General features: G+C 73.2%; 16 protein-coding genes and 1 tRNA gene. 9 read left to right on the forward strand and 8 right to left on the reverse strand.

Annotated elements, in window-relative coordinates; all coding sequences use genetic code 11:
• Window positions 1–4 precede the first annotated feature (4 nt).
• From AAT21_RS11135 to AAT21_RS11160, 6 genes are all read left to right on the forward strand, one after another.
• Window positions 5–439 (forward strand): roadblock/LC7 domain-containing protein, encoded by a 435-nt coding sequence (locus AAT21_RS11135; protein WP_046777243.1) that lies wholly within the window; start codon window positions 5–7, stop codon window positions 437–439.
• The gene (locus AAT21_RS11140) at window positions 436–849 is read left to right on the forward strand and encodes a DUF742 domain-containing protein (protein ID WP_046776485.1); all 414 of its coding nucleotides are present in this window, start codon (window positions 436–438) and stop codon (window positions 847–849) included. Before AAT21_RS11135 ends, AAT21_RS11140 begins: the two co-directional genes overlap by 4 nt.
• Window positions 827–1,471, forward strand: coding sequence for a GTP-binding protein (locus tag AAT21_RS11145; RefSeq protein ID WP_046776486.1), 645 nt, complete (start codon window positions 827–829; stop codon window positions 1,469–1,471). The genes AAT21_RS11140 and AAT21_RS11145 overlap by 23 nt, the downstream gene beginning before the upstream one ends.
• On the forward strand, window positions 1,471–2,016 hold the full coding sequence (locus AAT21_RS11150) for a GAF domain-containing protein (protein ID WP_235438737.1): 546 nt from the start codon (window positions 1,471–1,473) through the stop codon (window positions 2,014–2,016). Before AAT21_RS11145 ends, AAT21_RS11150 begins: the two co-directional genes overlap by 1 nt.
• Before the next feature lie 78 nt (window positions 2,017–2,094).
• Entirely contained in the window at window positions 2,095–2,457 is a 363-nt protein-coding gene (locus AAT21_RS11155; RefSeq protein ID WP_235438738.1) for an MmcQ/YjbR family DNA-binding protein, read from the forward strand.
• 104 nt (window positions 2,458–2,561) lie between these two features.
• Window positions 2,562–2,635 (forward strand) — tRNA-Pro (locus tag AAT21_RS11160).
• Window positions 2,636–2,709: 74 nt separating this feature from the next.
• On the opposite strand, the gene AAT21_RS11165 is transcribed toward AAT21_RS11160, so the two are convergent.
• From AAT21_RS11165 to AAT21_RS11180, 4 genes are all read right to left on the reverse strand, one after another.
• On the reverse strand, window positions 2,710–4,068 hold the full coding sequence (locus AAT21_RS11165; protein WP_046776488.1) for a carotenoid oxygenase family protein: 1,359 nt from the start codon (window positions 4,066–4,068) through the stop codon (window positions 2,710–2,712).
• A gap of 612 nt (window positions 4,069–4,680) precedes the next feature.
• Window positions 4,681–6,672, reverse strand: coding sequence for a DnaA/Hda family protein (locus AAT21_RS11170; protein WP_200904372.1), 1,992 nt, complete (start codon window positions 6,670–6,672; stop codon window positions 4,681–4,683).
• 127 nt (window positions 6,673–6,799) lie between these two features.
• Complete coding sequence (locus tag AAT21_RS11175) at window positions 6,800–7,192, reverse strand: nuclear transport factor 2 family protein (protein ID WP_046776489.1); 393 nt, start codon at window positions 7,190–7,192, stop codon at window positions 6,800–6,802.
• A gap of 128 nt (window positions 7,193–7,320) precedes the next feature.
• Window positions 7,321–8,538 (reverse strand): cytochrome P450, cyclodipeptide synthase-associated, encoded by a 1,218-nt coding sequence (locus AAT21_RS11180; RefSeq protein WP_046776490.1) that lies wholly within the window; start codon window positions 8,536–8,538, stop codon window positions 7,321–7,323.
• Window positions 8,539–8,661: 123 nt separating this feature from the next.
• Between AAT21_RS11180 and AAT21_RS11185 the strand changes: the two genes are divergently transcribed.
• Window positions 8,662–9,234 carry a GNAT family N-acetyltransferase gene (locus tag AAT21_RS11185; protein WP_046776491.1) on the forward strand — a complete coding sequence of 191 codons (573 nt, stop codon included), beginning with the start codon at window positions 8,662–8,664 and terminating at the stop codon, window positions 9,232–9,234.
• Between the two features lie 233 nt (window positions 9,235–9,467).
• Here AAT21_RS11185 and AAT21_RS39650 read toward each other — a convergent pair whose 3' ends face one another.
• A complete protein-coding gene (locus AAT21_RS39650; RefSeq protein ID WP_268768168.1) occupies window positions 9,468–10,229 on the reverse strand; it encodes a helix-turn-helix domain-containing protein in 762 nt (253 codons plus the stop codon).
• A 453-nt stretch (window positions 10,230–10,682) separates the two neighbouring features.
• Here AAT21_RS39650 and AAT21_RS11195 point away from each other — a divergent pair, with 453 nt between their 5' ends.
• Complete coding sequence (locus AAT21_RS11195; protein WP_046776492.1) at window positions 10,683–12,095, forward strand: phenylacetate--CoA ligase family protein; 1,413 nt, start codon at window positions 10,683–10,685, stop codon at window positions 12,093–12,095.
• Window positions 12,092–13,009: a hypothetical protein gene (locus AAT21_RS11200; RefSeq protein WP_046776493.1), complete on the forward strand. Its 918-nt coding sequence runs from the start codon at window positions 12,092–12,094 to the stop codon at window positions 13,007–13,009. The genes AAT21_RS11195 and AAT21_RS11200 overlap by 4 nt, the downstream gene beginning before the upstream one ends.
• A 25-nt stretch (window positions 13,010–13,034) precedes the next feature.
• Here the strand turns inward: AAT21_RS11200 and AAT21_RS11205 are convergent, their stop codons facing one another.
• From AAT21_RS11205 to AAT21_RS11215, 3 genes are read right to left on the reverse strand one after another with little or no spacing between them, the layout of a single operon-like run.
• A complete protein-coding gene (locus tag AAT21_RS11205; protein ID WP_046777247.1) occupies window positions 13,035–14,144 on the reverse strand; it encodes a substrate-binding domain-containing protein in 1,110 nt (369 codons plus the stop codon).
• 50 nt (window positions 14,145–14,194) lie between these two features.
• A complete protein-coding gene (locus tag AAT21_RS11210; protein WP_046776494.1) occupies window positions 14,195–15,217 on the reverse strand; it encodes an ABC transporter permease in 1,023 nt (340 codons plus the stop codon).
• Entirely contained in the window at window positions 15,214–16,830 is a 1,617-nt protein-coding gene (locus AAT21_RS11215) for a sugar ABC transporter ATP-binding protein (RefSeq protein WP_046776495.1), read from the reverse strand. The genes AAT21_RS11210 and AAT21_RS11215 overlap by 4 nt, the downstream gene beginning before the upstream one ends.
• Window positions 16,831–16,896 lie beyond the last annotated feature (66 nt).

The raw sequence follows: 16,896 nt of genomic DNA on the forward strand, positions 1-16,896 counted from the left end.
CACCATGGGCGGCGAAGTGGCGACGAAGACCGGCGGCCGGCTCTCGGATCTCGACTGGCTGCTCAGCGGCCTGGTCCAACGCGTCCCGTACACCCGCAGTGCCGTCCTGCTCACCGCGGACGGGCTCGTGACCTGCGTACACGGCCTCGATCCCGACAGCGCCGACCACCTGGCGGCCCTCGCCTGCGGCCTCTACTCGCTCGGCCGCAGCGCCGGGGCCCGTTTCGGCGACGGGGCCGACGTACGGCAGGTCGTCGTCGAGCTCGACACCGCGCTCCTCTTCGTCTCCGCGGCCGGATCCGGCACCTGCCTGGCCGTCCTCGCCGACCGGGACGCCGACGCCGGAGTCCTCGGCTACGAGATGGCGATGCTGGTCAAGAGCGTCCGCCCGTACCTCGCGGCCGCACCCCGGCGGCCCGCCGCGAACGTGGAGCGATGAGGGCCCACGGCAGGGGGGCGTACGGGAAGGGGCGGGACACACCGTGGGTCGACGACTCGGCGGGGCGCGTGCTGCGCCCGTACACCGCCAGCGGCGGTCGGACCAGGCCGGGCATCGCGCTCGACCTGCTGTCGCGGATGACCGCGACCGGCGTACGCCCGCGCGTTCCGCTCGGGGCCGAGCACACCCTCGCGCTGCGGTTGTGCGCCGGGGCGGCGGCGCTCACCGTCGCCGAGCTGGCGGGCCAGCTGCGGCTGCCCGCCACGGTGGTCAAGGTGCTGCTGTCCGATCTCATGGAATACGGGGCCGTCATGGCGCAGGCGCCCCATTACCCGGGCGGCGGGTCGTTCGCCGCCGATGACCAGTCCCTCCTCCTGGCGGTACTCGATGGCCTACGCAGACGGCTGTGACGCCCCCGCGACGCTGAAGATCCTGGTCGCGGGGGGTTTCGGGGCGGGCAAGACCACCTTCGTGGGGGCGGTCAGCGAGATCGAACCGCTGTGCACGGAGGAACTGCTCAGCGACCTCGGCGCGGGCGCCGACCCGCTGCACGGGGTCGAGGCCAAGACCACGACCACCGTCGCGCTCGACTTCGGCCGGATCACCCTGGACGGCCGCCACGTGCTCTACCTCTTCGGCACGCCCGGCCAGCACCGCTTCTGGTTCCTGTGGGAGGAGCTGTGCGCGGGCGCGCTCGGGGCCGTGGTGCTCGCGGACACCCGCCGCCTCGCGGACTGCTTCCCGGCCGTGGACTTCTTCGAGCGGCGCGGGATCGGCTTCGTCGTCGCCCTCAACGAGTTCGACGGCTGCCACCGCTACACGGCGGACGAGGTCCGGGACGCGGTCGGCCTGGGGCCCGAGGTGCCCGTCGTCCGGTGCGACGCGCGCCTGGCCGGATCGGGCACGGTGACGCTGGCCGCCCTGGTCCGTCACCTGCTGTACACGTCCGCAGCCCGTACATCACCGTCGGCATCGACATCGACATCGCCATCGACCACAACGCCATCGTCACCGGAGTCGGGGGAAACGTGATGCTGTACTACGAATCGACCGGACACCTGCTGCTCACGCCCGTGGACCGGGAGGCACCCGCACGGGCCGTCCGGCTGCGCGAACTGGGGCTGGGGGAGCGGGTGGACGGCGAACTGGACGCCTTCGCGCGGCGCGTGGCGGACGTCCTCGGCGCCCCGCACGCGGGGGTGAACTTCGTCGGCGAGGAACGCCAGTTCTTCGCGGGCCTGCACCACACGCCCGACGCCCCCGAGAGCGGCTACCCCGCCCGGGTCCTGCCCCGCGACCACGGCTACTGCCCGCACGTGGTGGTCCGCAGGCGCGCGCTGGTACTGGAGGACGTACGGGACTTCGCCCGGTTCGCCGGCAACGCGGTGGTGGACGAGAGCGGGGTCCGGTCCTACCTCGGGGCGCCGCTGACCGACCGGCGCGGCATCGTCCTGGGCACGGTGTGCGCGGTGGACCTGGCGCCGCGGCGGTGGGGGACGGAGGGGCTCGCCACCGCGAAGGAGCTGGCCGCGGAGCTGGTGGCCCTGCTGCACGAGCGGGAGGACCGGCGCGCGTGAGCCCGCTCGGCGGGGGCGGGCGCTACCGTCGTCGGACGAGCATCCATGCGCGCCGACGTCCGGAAGGGAGTCCCGGGGATGGCCACCACCGTGCGGGACGTCCGCCTGATCGCACTGTCCCTCCCGGACAGCACCGAGAAACCGGCATGGGGCATGCCGGCCTTCCGGGTGGGCGGGAAGATCTTCGCCGCGCTCGCCGACGACGACACCTCGATCGGGGTGAAATGCCCCAAGGAGGAACGGGCCGAGCTGATCGCGGCCGAACCGGAGAAGTTCTTCCTGCGAGCCGGCCACGACGACAACTACGCGTGGATCCGGGTCCGCCTGGCAGCCGTGCGGGACGAGGCGGAGCTGCGCTCGATCCTCACCGACTCCTGGCGCCAGGCGGCCCCGAAGCGCCTGGTCGCGGCCCATCCGGAGCTGACCGGCGGCACCGGCTGACCTGATCGCGAACCGGTGGCGGAAAGGCGCGCGCGACCACCCGTGGAAATGCGGTATCGTTCTCATGCGCGTTCGGCCAGGGGAAACCCCAGGTCAGCGGGTATCGGGACGTGGCGCAGCTTGGTAGCGCACTTGACTGGGGGTCAAGGGGTCGCAGGTTCAAATCCTGTCGTCCCGACTCGAGAGAGTCGCAGGTCAGGGGTCGTTTCAGAGCAATCTGAAACGGCCCCTGACGCGTGTGCGGGCCGGGCGTCAGGCCGTGGCGGGGGAGTCGGGGATCCAGGAGCCGTGGAGGCCCGCCGCGACGCGGTGCGGGAGATGCACGGTGGCGATCCTGCCGAGGCCGGTGGCGTCGAGGACGAGGAGCTGTGAGGCGTCCTGCTTGAGGTCGGAGACGACGGTCAGGAGGTAGCCGTCGTCCTCGTTGGTGGCGCCGGCGGCGGGGACGAAGACGGCCTCGCCGGGCAGGCGGGCATCGCCGACCTGGTGGATGCGGCGGGCACCGGTGGTGCGGTCGTACTTCACGAGGCCGTAGCCGCCGAGGCCGTTCTCGTCGGGGAAGGCGATGGCGTACTGGTAGCGGTTCTCGGCGCCGAGGTACTCCTCGTTGAGGGTGGGGAACTCGACCGGGAGGTCGTCGATGATGTGCTCGTCGACGGTGCCGGCGCTCTGGTCAATGGTCCAGCGGCGGGTGTAGGAGCGGGCGACCGGTTCGGTGCCGCGGCCCGGGGCGCCGGTCCACCAGTTCCAGGAGAGGCGGAAACCCTCGCGGTCGACGGTGGGGCCTTCGAGGACGATGCGGCCCTGGCCGTCCTCGTAGGCGTTGGAGACGTGGAGCATGTTGCCGGGCTCGATGGAGTACCAGCGGATGTGGTGGTGTCCGTCGGCGCCGCGGGGCATGACGCCGATGCGGGACGGCTGGTGGTCGCTCCAGCCGTAGGGGATGCCGGAGTGTTCGGTGGGGTCGAAGGTGACGTTTCCCTCGATGAAGACGATGTGGCGGCGGGTGAGGGCGAAGTCGTGCTTGAGGGCGGCGGTGGCCGTGGGGACCTCGGCGGTGTGGACGAGGGTGCCGGTGGCGTCGGCGACGTGGTAGGTGAGGTGCGGGGGGAAGGGGGACGAGGCGAAGAAGTGGAGTTCGCCGGTGACCGGGTCCTCCTTGGGGTGGGCGGTCATGGCGGTACGGAGTCTGCCGTCGAAGTCGTAGGCGCCGACGGTGCCGAGTTCGCCGTCGAGTTCGAAGGGGAGGTTGGCCTCGCACAGGGCCAGGAGCCGGCCGGCGTGTTCGATGACGTGGGTGCCGGCGGCGCTGGCGGTGAGGTCGGGGCCCTGGTCGGTCATGTAGGGGGCGCCGTCGAGGGCGGGGGTGTGGACCCAGCGGTTGCGGTACCACTCGGCGCGGCCGTCGCGCAGGCGGATGCCGTGGACCATGCCGCTGCCCTTGAACCAGTGGGTGGGGGTGATGCCGGGCTTCGGGTTGTGGCCGTTGCGCAGCAGCCGGCCGGACAGCTCCGGCGGGAGAGTGCCCTCGACGGTCAGGCCGGTGGCCGTGACCTCCTCCACGACGGGAGTGAAATGGCCGGTCAGATAAGGCGGGTTGGCAGTGGTCATGACGACGTCTCTTTCAGTGGATGTGCGGGGCGGTGGTTGGCTTCGAGGTGAATCAGCGGTGAGGGCACGGGCGCCGGACCGCGGCCGGGCGGATGCGGGATCGCGCGGAGCGTCCCGTGACGACAGGGCGGCGAGCCGGCCGGAACGCGAGCCGAGGTCCGGCCCGGCGCGCGGGTGCCGGGCCGGGCGCAGGGGCCGCGCCCCAGGGCGAGTCGGCCCGCAGCGCCCCGGCCCCCGGGCGTCCGGCCGGACCCCGTCCGTACCCCCCGTGCCCGGGCCCGCAGGGGGTGCGGCCCGGTGGCCGGGAGGGAGCCGCGAGCAGGGCCGGGCGGCCACCGGGACCCGGCGGCGGCCCGGGCGGCCGGCACCGGATGAGGGCCGCGGCCGAAGCCGAGAGCAACCGGTCCCGGCCCACGGGCTGGGGCGGCTGCCCGGGCTTGCTGTCCGCGTCCTGTGGTCATGCCGCACAGACTCACGCCGACCGGTGTCCACTCTCCAGGCCCGCCCGGGACGGGGTGTGTCCACTGCTGTCCGCACCTGTCCATCGGCGCCAGCCCAGGGCCTGTCCGCGAAGGAGCGCCAGCCGCCCCGACTGCGGGCCCCGTCACAGCACTAGCGCGGGTCCTGGAGCTCCTGCTGCCACAGGGCCTCGCAGAGCAGGTCCAGGCCCTGGCGCAGGTGACGGCGGTAGGTGCCGTACGGGAGGCCCAGACGGCGGGCCGCGCCCTCCTGGGTCGGCACGCCGGAGAAGTACCCCGCCGTCAGGGCCTCGCGGGCGCGCACCCCGCGCGGGTCGCCGGCGAGGTCGTCGACGGCCCGGCGCAGCAGGGCCCGCAACTCCTCGACCGGCTCGGCGAGATCGGCAGCCAGCCGGGTACGCATCAGGACGCAGGCGGCGAAGGCGCTCGGGTTGCGCCAGTGCGCCAGCGCCTCGCGTACGGCCTGGTCGAAGGCGGTGCGCGAGACGGCCGACGGCGCGGCCGGGACCGGTGCGTCGGGGGCCGATATGAAGTGGAAGAGCCACCTCTCCACCGGGACCTCGCGCCAGTCGACGCCGAACAGCCCGTACGTGTGCTCGCCCACCCGGGGCCGCGCCCCGGTGTCGCACAGGGTGCCCCTGACGCGCTCGGCCCACGTCTCGGCGTCCTGGAAGACGGCGAAGCCGAAGGCGCGGCCTCGGGCCCGGGCCGCCTCCGCCTGGGCCCGGGAGCTGCTCAGGTCGATGACCCGCGAGGGCACCTGGTAGCGCTCGGGGTAGACCGAGAAGCGGCTGATCCCGATGTGCTCGCCCGGGCTCACCGGGGCGGTGGCATCGGTGTACCGCCACGCCGCGGCGACCACGGGGTCGGTGGCGAGGTCCTCCGGGTCGGGCGGGGACGGCAGGACGAGGCGGGCCGTGAACGCGGCGATCCGGCCCGTGCTCACGAGACGGTAGACGCTGAAGGCCTGGGGCTGGCGCCGCGCCCAGTAGCGGACCAGCTCCGCCGAGGCCGGCCCCTCGGTCTCCTCGGCCATCCGCAGCACGACGTCCAGGTCCTCCGGGCGCAGCGGACGGTCGTGCATCTCGTCCTCGCGGGACCAGGTGCGCAGCCGGGACAGGGTCTCGCCCTCCCGGAAGAGGTAGAAGAGCTCGTCGGTCACGGTCCACACGCGTTCCTCGGGTGCCTCGCGCAGGAGGCGCAGGTATTCGTCCGCCAGCCGTCGGCGGATCGCCTCGAAGGCGTTGGGGGCACGCCAGCGCAGGTCGGCGGCCAGCGTTTCCCGGGCGGCGTCGTGCGGGTGCAGTCCCCGGTGCGTGGACTCCATGAACGGCAGGTCCCGCAGCCAGGAGAACAGCAGATGGGCGTCCTCCCCGGGCAGTACGCCGGCCAGCAGTTCCTCGGACGTCGTATGGGCCTGCGCCGCGACCTCCAGGGCGCGGCGGTGGGAGGCCGTGGGGACCTCGCCGATCAGCCCCGCCAGCAGGGTGCGCAGGACATCGGCCGACGGGGCCCAGATCTCCTCCCGGGCGCAGCCCGCCGACCCCGCCGCGGCGGCGAGGGACAGGGCCAGCGGGTTGCCGCCGGCGAAGCGGAGCACCCGGTCGCGCAGTTCGGGCCGGATCTCCGCCGCGACCAGCAGGCTCAGGGCCTGTTCCGCGGAGAACGGCTCCAGTTCGGTCACGTGCAGGAGCCGGGACCAGGCCGGATCGGCGGTCCACTGCGGCTGCGGAGCGCGCCGTCCGGCCAGCACGACGAGGGTGTCGTCCGCGGCGCGGGGCAGGAAGTGGTGCCACAGCCAGCTTTCCAGCCACTGGCAGTGGTCGAAGGAGTCCACGAACAGGACCGTGCCCGGCACGTCGAGGAACGGCCCTGCGGCGTGCTCGAAATCGGCTGGATCCCGGCTGACGAACCGGCCGTCGAGTTCGACGAGCAGCCGGCCCGCCGTACGGGCGTGGTCGGCCAGCCGCCGCAGCAGCGTGGACTTCCCGATGCCGCCCGGCCCGCACACGTAGAACGCGAAAGGCGCCCGGACGTCTGCGTCCAACGCCCTTGCGAAAAGCGCGAGTTCCTCGTTGCGGCCGATGAAGGCCTGTACTCGGGCCCTGCTGAGTCTTTCTCCCACGGACACCATGGTGTTCTCGTCCTCCTTGCGCCGCCGCCTGCGCTCTCCGCGCCGTCGGCGGCGCGGAGAGCGCTCTCATGAGTGGTCGGTGTTCTCCGTCGGAACCCCTGACGAGGCCCTGCGCACGTCACTTGACGCTGCCGAGGTTCCCGTCGTCGGGGTGGCCGGTGACCAGGAGGGTGGTCTCCTCGACGGACTGGAAACGGCCGTCGGGAGCCATCCGGGCGAAGAGGTAGACCTCGGTGCGGGAGGTGCGTCCGTTGTGCTGGGTGAGGGTGACGGTGTGACGGTCGGCGTAGCGCGGCCCGTCGCGCAGTTCGTCGTGGACCTCGACGGTTCCGCTGCGGACCAGGGTGCGCAGACGCGTCATGTGCTGGACGAAGGAGGCCCGGTCGCTCCACACGCCGTCGGTGCGCTGCCGGTAGTCGGGGGTGAAATGCCGGTCCACGGCTTCGGTGAGGTCGAGACCGGGGGTGAACAGCAGGTCGTTGAGGGCTCTGGTGATGTCGGTCGATGTCATCGTCGTCTTCGCCTATGGGGGTGGGGGGTGGTCCGTAACCGGCCTGCAGGGCCGGGGAGTACGGGGCGTGGCCGGTTCCGGCCGTTGCCGTCGTGCAAGAGGGGCGCCGGCCGCGGCAGGTTCCCCTTTCAGGGGACGGGAGTGAAGTCGAGCGACAGGGAGACCGGGCCCCGCGTGTACAGGCCGGTCTCCCGGTAGCGGAAGCCGGGGCTGTAGCGGACCTCGTCCAGCAGGGGCAGGAGCATCGCGGCGACGGTCTCGATCTCGGCTCGTGCGAAGGCCGCGCCGACGCACTGGTGGAGCCCGGTCCCGAACGCCATGTGCTGGGCGGCCGCGGTGAAGGAACGGGCCGTGCCCAGGTCGGTGCGGTGGATGTCGAAGGTGTCCGGGGCGCCGAACGCGGCCGGATCGCGGTTGGCCGCACCGATCATGCAGAAGACGGTGGCGCCCGCGGGGAGGGTGGTGCCCGCGATCACGGTGCTCTCCTCCGCCCGGCGGGGGACGAGCTGGACGGGCGGGGTGAAGCGCAGGGTCTCGGCGATCGCGGCGCCCAGCAGGTCCGGGTCCCGGCGGACCTGCGCCAGCTGCTCGGGGTGGTCGATGAGGTGCTTGAAGAGCAGCGCGATCGTCTTGTCCGCGGGCTCGGCGGCGGCGATGAGCACGTTGAGGATCAGTGCGGTGACATCGCGGTCGCTCATGCCGACGCCTTCGAACTCGGCGGTGCACAGCGTCGATATCAGGTCCTCGCCGGGGTGGCTGCGCCGTTCCCGGATGACGGGGGCGAGGTAGGCCTCCAACTGCTCGGCGCACTCCAGGCAGTGCCGGCGGCGCTCGGGGGTGAGGCTCAGGCTGGTGACGAACTCGGCGACCCCGCCGTACCAGTCGGCCACCCGCCGCCAGTCCGATCTGTCGAGGCCGAGCACGTCCAGGGCCGCATGGACGGCGAACGGCTTGCCGAAGTCGTTGACCAGGTCCATCCGGCCCCGGCGGAGGAACGGGGCCATGAGGTCGGCGGCGTTGGCGCGGATGGCTCCTGTCTGCTGCTGGAGGGCCGCTCCGGTGAACCCGCGTACGACGATCCTCCGTTTGGCGGTGTGTTCGGCTCCGGTCATCTGGGCGAGGACCCGGCCGCGCATCACCGGTTCGGCGCGCTCCTGGAACACCTCGGTGGTGAACGCCTCGTGGTCGGTCAGGATCCGTTTCACGTCCTGGTGGCGGGAGACGAAGTAGCTGTCGATCGCCGGCTCGTGGTGCACCGGAGCCCGCTCCCTGAGGGGGGCGAAGAAACGGTGGGGAGCGGCGGCGAACATATCGGACAGGACGCTGAAGGGAATGGGCACGGGCATGTCGGAACCTCTCGAAAGGCGCGCCTCGCGCGGAAGTTCGAGGGATACTACCGACGCCGGACAAACCGTCGGCCGGCGTTCCCGCCGGTCGGGGCCCGCCGTCACCCGTGGCACTGTGGTCCCATGACCATGGAAGTCCGCCCCGCATCGGTCTTCGAGGACGTCCGTACCCTGCTCGGTCCGAAGTCCCCCGAAGCGAACGTCTGCTGGTGCCTCAGCTACCGCATCCCCTCGAAGCTCAACGCTGAACTGCGCGGTCCGGACCGGGGCGCGTACGTCGCCGGGCTGTGCCGCGGTGGCACCCCTCCGGGAGTCGTCGCCTACGAGGACGACGAGCCCGTCGGCTGGGCCGCGGTCGCTCCGCGCGCGGACACCGCCTTCGCGCGCAGCCGCACGATCCCGCACGTCGACGAGCTGCCGGTCTGGTCGCTGTGGTGCATCCGGGTACGCCCGGGCCACCGGAAGAAGGGCATCTCGCACGCCCTCATCGCCGGTGCGGTCGACTTCGCCCGCGCCCACGGCGCACCCGCGATCGAGGCGTACCCCCTCGACAACGGCGACACGCGCGTCGACCAGACGATGGCGTACGCGGGCCTGCGCGAGAACTTCGAACGCGCCGGCTTCGTGCACGCCGCCGACACCACCTCGGTCCTGGCCGGTCACCCCCGGGTCCTGATGCGCCTCGACCTGCGCTGAACCGGTGTGCCGGTGGGGGACGGGCTCCGCCGCCCCCACCCACCGGCCCGCGCGGCTGGGCCCGGCCGTCGAAGTCCCGCCCGGCCCGCGGCGCCCGGCACCGCACCTCGCCGCGTCGTCGGGGCGCGACGAGTACGTCCGGTACTCGTCGCGCCCCTCCGCCTTGATGCTTCCCCTCGGCCCCGCGGGCCCGGGTAGGCCCCAGGGCACGGACACCGCGGGCCTGACCGGCGCTACTTCGACGACAGTGCCTCGTGCCCCCGGGCCATCACGGCGTGCGGGGGCCGGTCGGCCGCGCCCCGGGCCGGCTGCCACTCGCGGCGGGGCCGGGCCGTGGATGCCGGCAGCCTGCTCAGGTTGGCGCTCACCAACGACGCCGTACGGACCACCGCCTCACCCAGCAGCGCGATCTGCCTGCCGTCCAGCGCGGTCGCCGCCACGGCCGCGACCACCTGCCCCGCCGCGGAGTACACCGGCGCCGCCACGCACGACAGCGCACTCACGCACTGCCCGTACTGGAAGGCCATGCCCTGCTCCCTGGCCCGCGCCGCCTCCCGCGACCACGCGGCCCGCGACCACCCCTGCGGCGGTCCCGCCTCGGGAGCGGACGCCGTGAGGATCAGCTCCGCCGCACTTCCGGGCGGCAGGACCACACCGGGATGCAGCGAGAAGACGTCGTCCACCTCGCTGCGCGAACTCCCGACCACGACGGCGTGCCCCGCCTCGGGCACCGACAGGCTCACGCTCAACCTGCCGCCCGCGGAAGCGAGTTCCCGCATGGGCCGCGCCGACGCGGCCCGCAGCGCCCGCGCCGGATGCCACGCCTGCCCCAGCCGGAACGTCCTCGGGCCCAGCCGGTAGCGGCCCGCGGAGCTCTGTACGGCACCCAGCGCGACCAGTTGCCCGAGCAGCCGGTGCGCCGTCGCCTTCGGCAGCTCGGCATCCGCCGCGAGCCTGGTCAGGCCCACCTCGTCGCCGTGTGCGAGCACTTCCATGAGGGCGAACGCACCCTCCAGTACACCCCGCCCCTCAGTGCCGGATCTGGCCATGAGCGGTCCCCCTTCCGTAACGCACCCCATCGGTCGGATGGTGTCCGTAACTCCCCGTTCGTCCCGGCTCATCAGCGAGAACGGGGGTGACGCCCTCCGCTTCCGCCGGTCCGTTGAACGGACCCGATCATTGCCCGAGGCACCGCGATCGCGCCAGGGTGTTGTCACCCAGGGATGCGCGGACCGGCCCCTCGCCGGGCACGGAACACGCGTCCACCAGGAGCGACACAAGGAGGTTCCGATGAGCGCGATCAAGACCAGCGCCAAGCAGTTCAAGTACGTCATGGGCGCCATGACGGCCGTCTTCTTCGGTTCTTGCTCTGCCAGCTGACGCAGATCTCGGGGGGTGGGGGCGGCGCGTCGCCCCCACCCCCTCTTCTTTCCCGAGAGGAGGCACGCGTGCTGGAGACCGGTGTCCGGCAGGTCCGGGTGGCGATGGCCATGGTGTTCGGCCGGAAACTGAACGTACGGGCCGTGGAGCGGCTGGTCGCCGACGCCCTCGCCACGCTGGAGGAGTTCGGCTCGCTCGGCGACGACGTCGACGAACTGGCCGACGGACCGTTCGCCGACCCGGACGAGCGGCGCGACCTGCAGAACCGCGCGCTCCAGCGGACCGTGCGCAGACTCGCCCGGCTCTCGCCCTTCTACCGGGAGCGGCTCGCAGGCATCGACCTCGACGGCCTGACCACCGAGACGCTCACCCGGATCCCGGTGACCCGCAAGGCCGACCTGATCGAGCGCCCCGCCGACTTCCTGTGCAGCACCCCCTACCTCGCGACCCAGACGACCGGCACGACCGGCCGCCCCGTCCAGATGTGGCTCTCCCGCTACGAGATGGAACTCTGGCCCGCGCTGATCGCCCTGTCCGTGGTGCTGCGCGGCGACATCCGCCCCGGCGACCGGATGCAGATCAACCTCAGCTCCCGGGCGACGGCCGCGGTACAGGAGGACGTCGAGGTCTGCCGGCTCGTGGGCGCCTCCTGCCACGTGGTCGGCCAGGTCCCGCCCGAGGAGTCCGTCGAGCACCTCCTCGGCAGCAACGGCACCCGCCCCACCCTGCTCACCGGCAACCCCAGCTACCTGGCCCGGATGCTCACCGCCGCCCGCCGGCGCGGATACGGGCCGGACGACTTCGGCCTCCGGTCGATCTACGCCGGCGGCGAGATCGTGTCCCCGGCCCTGGTGCGGGCCCTGCGCGAGACCTTCGGCGCCGAGACCGTCGGCGACAACTTCGGCATGACCGAACTGCTCCCGGTCGGCGGCCGCACCTGCAGCAAGCACCACCTCCACATCGACCCCAACATGGGCTACACCGAGGTCCTCGACCTGGACTCGGGCGAGCCAGTCGCCCCCGGACAGCTCGGCGAACTGACCGTCACGCCGTACTACCCCTACCGGGAGTGCATGCCGGTCCTGCGGTACAACACCGGCGACGTGGTCCGCACCCTGGACGGCGAACCGGACTGCGAACTGGCCGCCGTGCCCGCCGTCTCGCAGATCCTCGGCAAGGCGGGCACCCTGCTGCGCACCGCCGGTGCGGTCGTCACCCCCCGCGACATCGTGGAGGCCCTCGACGGCACCCCGGGCATGCCGTGGCCGCTGCGCCACAAGGCGGAGACCGGCCCCGACGGCCGCCTCCACGTGGAGGTCGCCTCGCGGACCGCGACCACGGCCGAGGTGACCGGGCGGCTGCTCGACCGGGGCATCGACGCGCGCGTCACCGTCCTGCCGCTCGACGAAGAGGAGGCCGCGCGCCGCTTCCCCCTCCGCTGCGACCTGTTGGAGCACACCTTCACCCGGAGCCCCGCATGAGCGTCTTCTTCCAGCTGGCGGTCACCGCGGCCCTCGCGCTCGCGGTCGTCGTCGCCACCATCGTGTACTTCCGTGCCGTCCGCACCGCCCGGCCGCCCGTCGGCGTCTTCAACGGCCGTGACATCTGCATGATGATGGGCTTCGTCCTCGCGCTTCCGTACGTCTACCTCGCGCTGCCGGGCGCCGTCCTTCCGGTCGTGCTCGCCCTGGTCTTCGCCGGCGGTCTGTCCGTCGGCTACCAGCCCCTCATCGCGAACGGCCGGCTGCGCTGGGCGCTGATCACCGCGCTGATCGCGAGCGTGCTCGTCACGCACCTTGCCTTCGGCGAGACCGCGCCGCCGTACTGGGTGGCGAACAGCTGCGTCGTCGGCCTGGTCGTGGTCTCCGCCACGAATCTCAACGTCCAGGGCGGCATGCGGCTGAAGAACGTGGCGTGGTTCCTGCTCGCGCTCGCCGCCTACGACGCCTTCTTCGCCTGGGTCGTCCCGCTGACCCAGGAACTCGCCGACGCGGTCCAGGGCTATCCGTACGCACCGGCCGCGGGCCTGCGCATCGGCGAGGACCTCGGCGCCGTCGTCGGCATGGGCGACCTGCTGGCCTACGCCCTCTTCACCACCACCGCCTACAAGGCGTACGGGAAGCCCGGGCTGCGGACCGGGATCGCGCTGGTGGCGCTCTTCGGGGCGGTGGCACCCGTGGCCGCCCTGCACCTGATCGCGGCCGCCACCGGCGACGCCCCCGGCATCATCCCCGCCCAGGTCTTCTTCGGCCCGGCCGCCTTCGTCGCCTACCAGGTCCTGCGCCGCCGCGGCCCGGAGCGCCGGATGGCCGACATCGTCTTCCGCCGGGACCGGGACCGGGAGCAGGCGCCGCGGCAGACCCCGGTACGCGCCGAGGCCCGCCCGGTGGCCTGAGCGGCCCGGCCCGCGGGGGAGAGCGTCAACCGCGCCAGATCCTCTCGTACGCCTCCCGGTAGCCCCGGGGGTCCCACGAGGTGGCCCCGCCGCTGTTGTCGGCGGTGACGATGTGCACGGGGGCGACGTAGCCGCTGGCGGGACGGCCGGCGAAGGCCCGGTTGAACTCGTCGGCGATCTGCCAGCCCTGCTGTGCGAGCGGTTCGGGGACGGTGGCGGCCTGGTACTGCCTGCTGTTGATGCGCTGGAAGGCGGACGGATCGCCGTCGCCGGCACCGACGTTGGCGGGCGGCCCGGCGCCGGGCTTCCCGGCGGCGCGCAGGGCCGGGGCGGCATCGGCGAAGTAGAGGTCGTTGATGGCGACCGAGTGGGTCCACTTCTTCCCGAAGCGGGACAGGATGGAGGAGACCTCCTGGGGGGTGCGCCGGCTCGCGTCCGGGATCGGGATGTTCGCGTACGCCAGCAGCTGCACGCCGGGGCAGTCGGCGAGCCGCCGCTCGATCAGGTCGGCCTTGGTCCGGGCGAAGGGGATCGAGTCGTCGGTGAAGAGGACGACGCCGGCCCCGCCGCCGGACCGGGCGATGACCCAGTCCGCGCTGATCCTCGCCACGTCCTGCACCTTCGTGGTGATGTTGGTGAAGAGCGGCGGGTTCGTGCTCGGGCCGGGGGCGTCGACCGCGTGCCAGCCGATGAGCGGGATGCCGGCGGCCCGGGCCCGCGCCACCTGCTGCGAGGTCAGGCGGGGGTCGAACCCGCCGATGACGATGCCCGAGGGCTTGAGGGTGACGGCCTGGCTCAGTGCCGCCTGGATCCCGGCGGGGCTGCCCTCCCCGTCGATCACCCGGACCTCCCAGCCGATGGCCTTGGCGGCCTGCTGCAGGCCCTGGGCGACTCCCGCGACGCCCGGATTGGTCATGGTCTGCGCGACGTAGACGATGCTCTTGCCGGGGACCGCGGCCGGGCCGGTCGTGGGGCCGGTCCATGCGCTGTCGGTGCTCTCGGCCTTCGTCACGTCCTCCCGCGCCTCCCGGAGGACGGCCGGGCAGCCGGCCGCCGACGGCCCGGTGGTGCCCGCCCCGCCGCCGCATCCGGCGACGGCCGCCGTGAGCAGGGCTGCGGCCGCGAGAAGGGTCATGCGGTGGGGGTACACGGTGCTCCTGACGGTCTGTGCGCGGCGAGGTGGTCTCAGGGGGCGTCCTGCCGGCCGTGCCGGGCCCGCTCGGCCCCTGGGGCCGTGAGGGCGCCGGTGCGCAGCCGGCGGCGGGCGGAGTAGCCGGCCAGGCCGACCGCGATCAGCAGGGTGGCCCCGTTGAACAGCGGCGTCGCCCAGAACTGCGCGCCGAGCTGGCCGATCCCGGCGAGTCCCACGGCGAGGACGGCCACGGCGACCAGCGTGCCCAGGGCGTTGGCCCGGCCCGGTCTGATCGCGGTGGAACCGAGCAGCGCGCCGACGAAGGCCGGCAGCAGGTACTCCAGGCCCACGCTCGGGTTGCCGATCTGCTGCTGCGCCGCGAGGAGGACCCCGGCGCAACCGACGGTCAGGCCCGACGCGGCGAAGGCGACGACGGAGCAGCGGTGCGTGGGGATGCCGAGGACCGAGGCGGCCCGGGGGTTGGAGCCGATGACGTACAGGTACCGGCCGAGCGGCAGCCGTTCCAGCAGCACCCAGAGGGCGGCGCCGAGGGCCAGCACGTAGAAGGCGGGGAGCGGCAGCCCGAGGAAGGTGGAGTCGTACAGGGCGGTGAAGGCGGGCGGGAGGCCCTCGGGGCCGGGCACGATCCGCCCCCCGTCGGTGATCCAGCCGGTGGCGGCGTACATCATGCTGCCGGTGCCGAGCGTGGCGATGAGGGAGTCGATCCGCGCGAACTCGACGATGATCCCGTTGGCGATGCCGGCCAGCCCCCCTCCGACGACGACCGTGAGACAGGCGAGCTGCCAGGGCCAGTGCTCGTCGACGATCAGGTGCAGCACCATGACGTGGGCCAGCCCCAGGCCGTAGCCGATGGACAGGTCGAACCGGCCGGCCGCGATGGGGACCGTCACGCCGAGGGCGAGGATGGCGGGGATCGACTGGTTGGACAGGATCGAGGAGATGTTGTCCATCGTCGGGAAGGTGTCCGGCAGGACGAGGGAGAAGACCAGGAAGAGCAGGACCGTCAGGGTCAGCAGGCCGTAGGTGCCGGCGACGTGGGCGCGGCGCCGGATCACCGGCCCGTACCGTTTCCGGTGATCGCGGGGAGGGCCGAGGCGGTGCGCGTGAGCTCGGTGACGTTCAGGTTCGCGCCCGCCAGCTCGGCCGTCACGCTCCCGCGGCCGAAGACCAGCGCGCGGTGGCAGAGGTCGGCGACCTCCTCGAAGTCGGTGGAGATGAGGAGGACCGCGAGGCCCGCCCCGGCCGCTTCGCCGAGGATGCGGTGGATCGCCGCCTTGGCCCCCACGTCCACGCTGGCGGTCGGCTCCTCCAGGATCAGCAGGCGCAGGTTCCCGCGCAGCCACCGGCCGACGACCACCTTCTGCTGGTTGCCGCCGGACAGGGTCGCGATGGGCAGCTCGCTGTCGCGGGGGTGTACCGAGAACCGTTCGATCAGCGCGCGGGCCTCGGCGCGTTCGTGTCGCGGACCGGTCCAGCGCCACCAGGGCACGCCGGCCGCGCGCGGGTTGGCCAGGAAGTTCTCCCGGACGGTCAGATCGGCGGCGCAGCCCTCCTCCTGACGGTTGCCGGCCACGAAACCGACGCCGGAGCGGAGGGCCTCGGCGACGGTGTGCGGCCGGTACGGGCGGCCGTCGAGCAGCGCCCGGCCGCCGAGGAGCGGCAGCGCGCCGGCGAGGGCCCGGCCCAGGTGCATGTGGCCGGCGCCGGTCAGGCCCACCATGCCGAGGATCTCGCCCTCGCGCAGGTCGAGGGCGACGGGCCCGGTGCGGGCGGTCGACACCCCGTCGAGGCGCAGGACGGACCGGCGGCCCTGCGCGGACGGGGCCGCGGTGGGGGACCCGGTCGCGGCCGCGGCCGTGGCTCTGTCCGGGGAGCCGTCCGCGGGCGTCGCGGGTCTGCGGCGGGCCGGTTCGTGCCCCACGATGTCGCGCACCAGGCGGGCGGGGGAGTAGGGGGCGAGTGGCCCGTGGCTGACCAGGCGGCCGTCGCGCAGGACGGCGAAGGTGTCGGCGACCTCGTAGACCTCGTCGAGCCGGTGGCTGACGTAGAGGATGCCGTGCCCGCGGTCGCGCAGGGCGTGCAGCACGTCGAAGAGCCGGGCGCAGTCGGCGGCGGGGAGGGTGGCGGTCGGCTCGTCGAGGACGAAGAGCCGGGCCTGTCTCGCCAGGGCGCGGGCGATGGCGACGAGGGACCGCTCGGCGGGGGCGAGGTCGGCGATCCGGGCGTCGGCGTCGAGGTGCCCGGCGACGATCCGCAGGGCCTCGGCGCAGCGCTCCCGGGTCCGCCGCCACGAGATCAGGCCGCGGCGCAGGGGGTAGCCGGTGCCCAGGGCGATGTTCTCGGCGACCGTCATCCACTCGACGAGACCGAGGTCCTGGTGGATGAAGGACATGTGGCGGGAGGCGGCCTCGGAGGAGACCGGATGTCCGGCCACCGTCACCTCGCCCGCGTCGGGGTGGTGGACCCCGGCGAGCACCTTGATCAGCGTGGATTTGCCGGCCCCGTTGGGCCCGAGGAGGGCGAGGACGCTGCCGCCGTGGATGTCGAGGTCGACCGAGTCCAGGGCGACGGTGCCGCCGAACCGCTTGCCGAGACCTCGTACCCGGACGAGGGGTTCCCCGCCGGAGGGCGGGGGCGGGCTCGTCGAGGTGACGGGAGTGTCATGCACGGACGTCTCCGGGGCCGCCTGGGGGAGGTCTTGCTGCGATGCGGAACAGTCAGGATGCTACTTGGA

Source organism: Streptomyces yangpuensis, from assembly GCF_001005295.1.
In the GTDB taxonomy this organism is placed as follows: Bacteria; Actinomycetota; Actinomycetes; order Streptomycetales; family Streptomycetaceae; genus Streptomyces; species Streptomyces yangpuensis.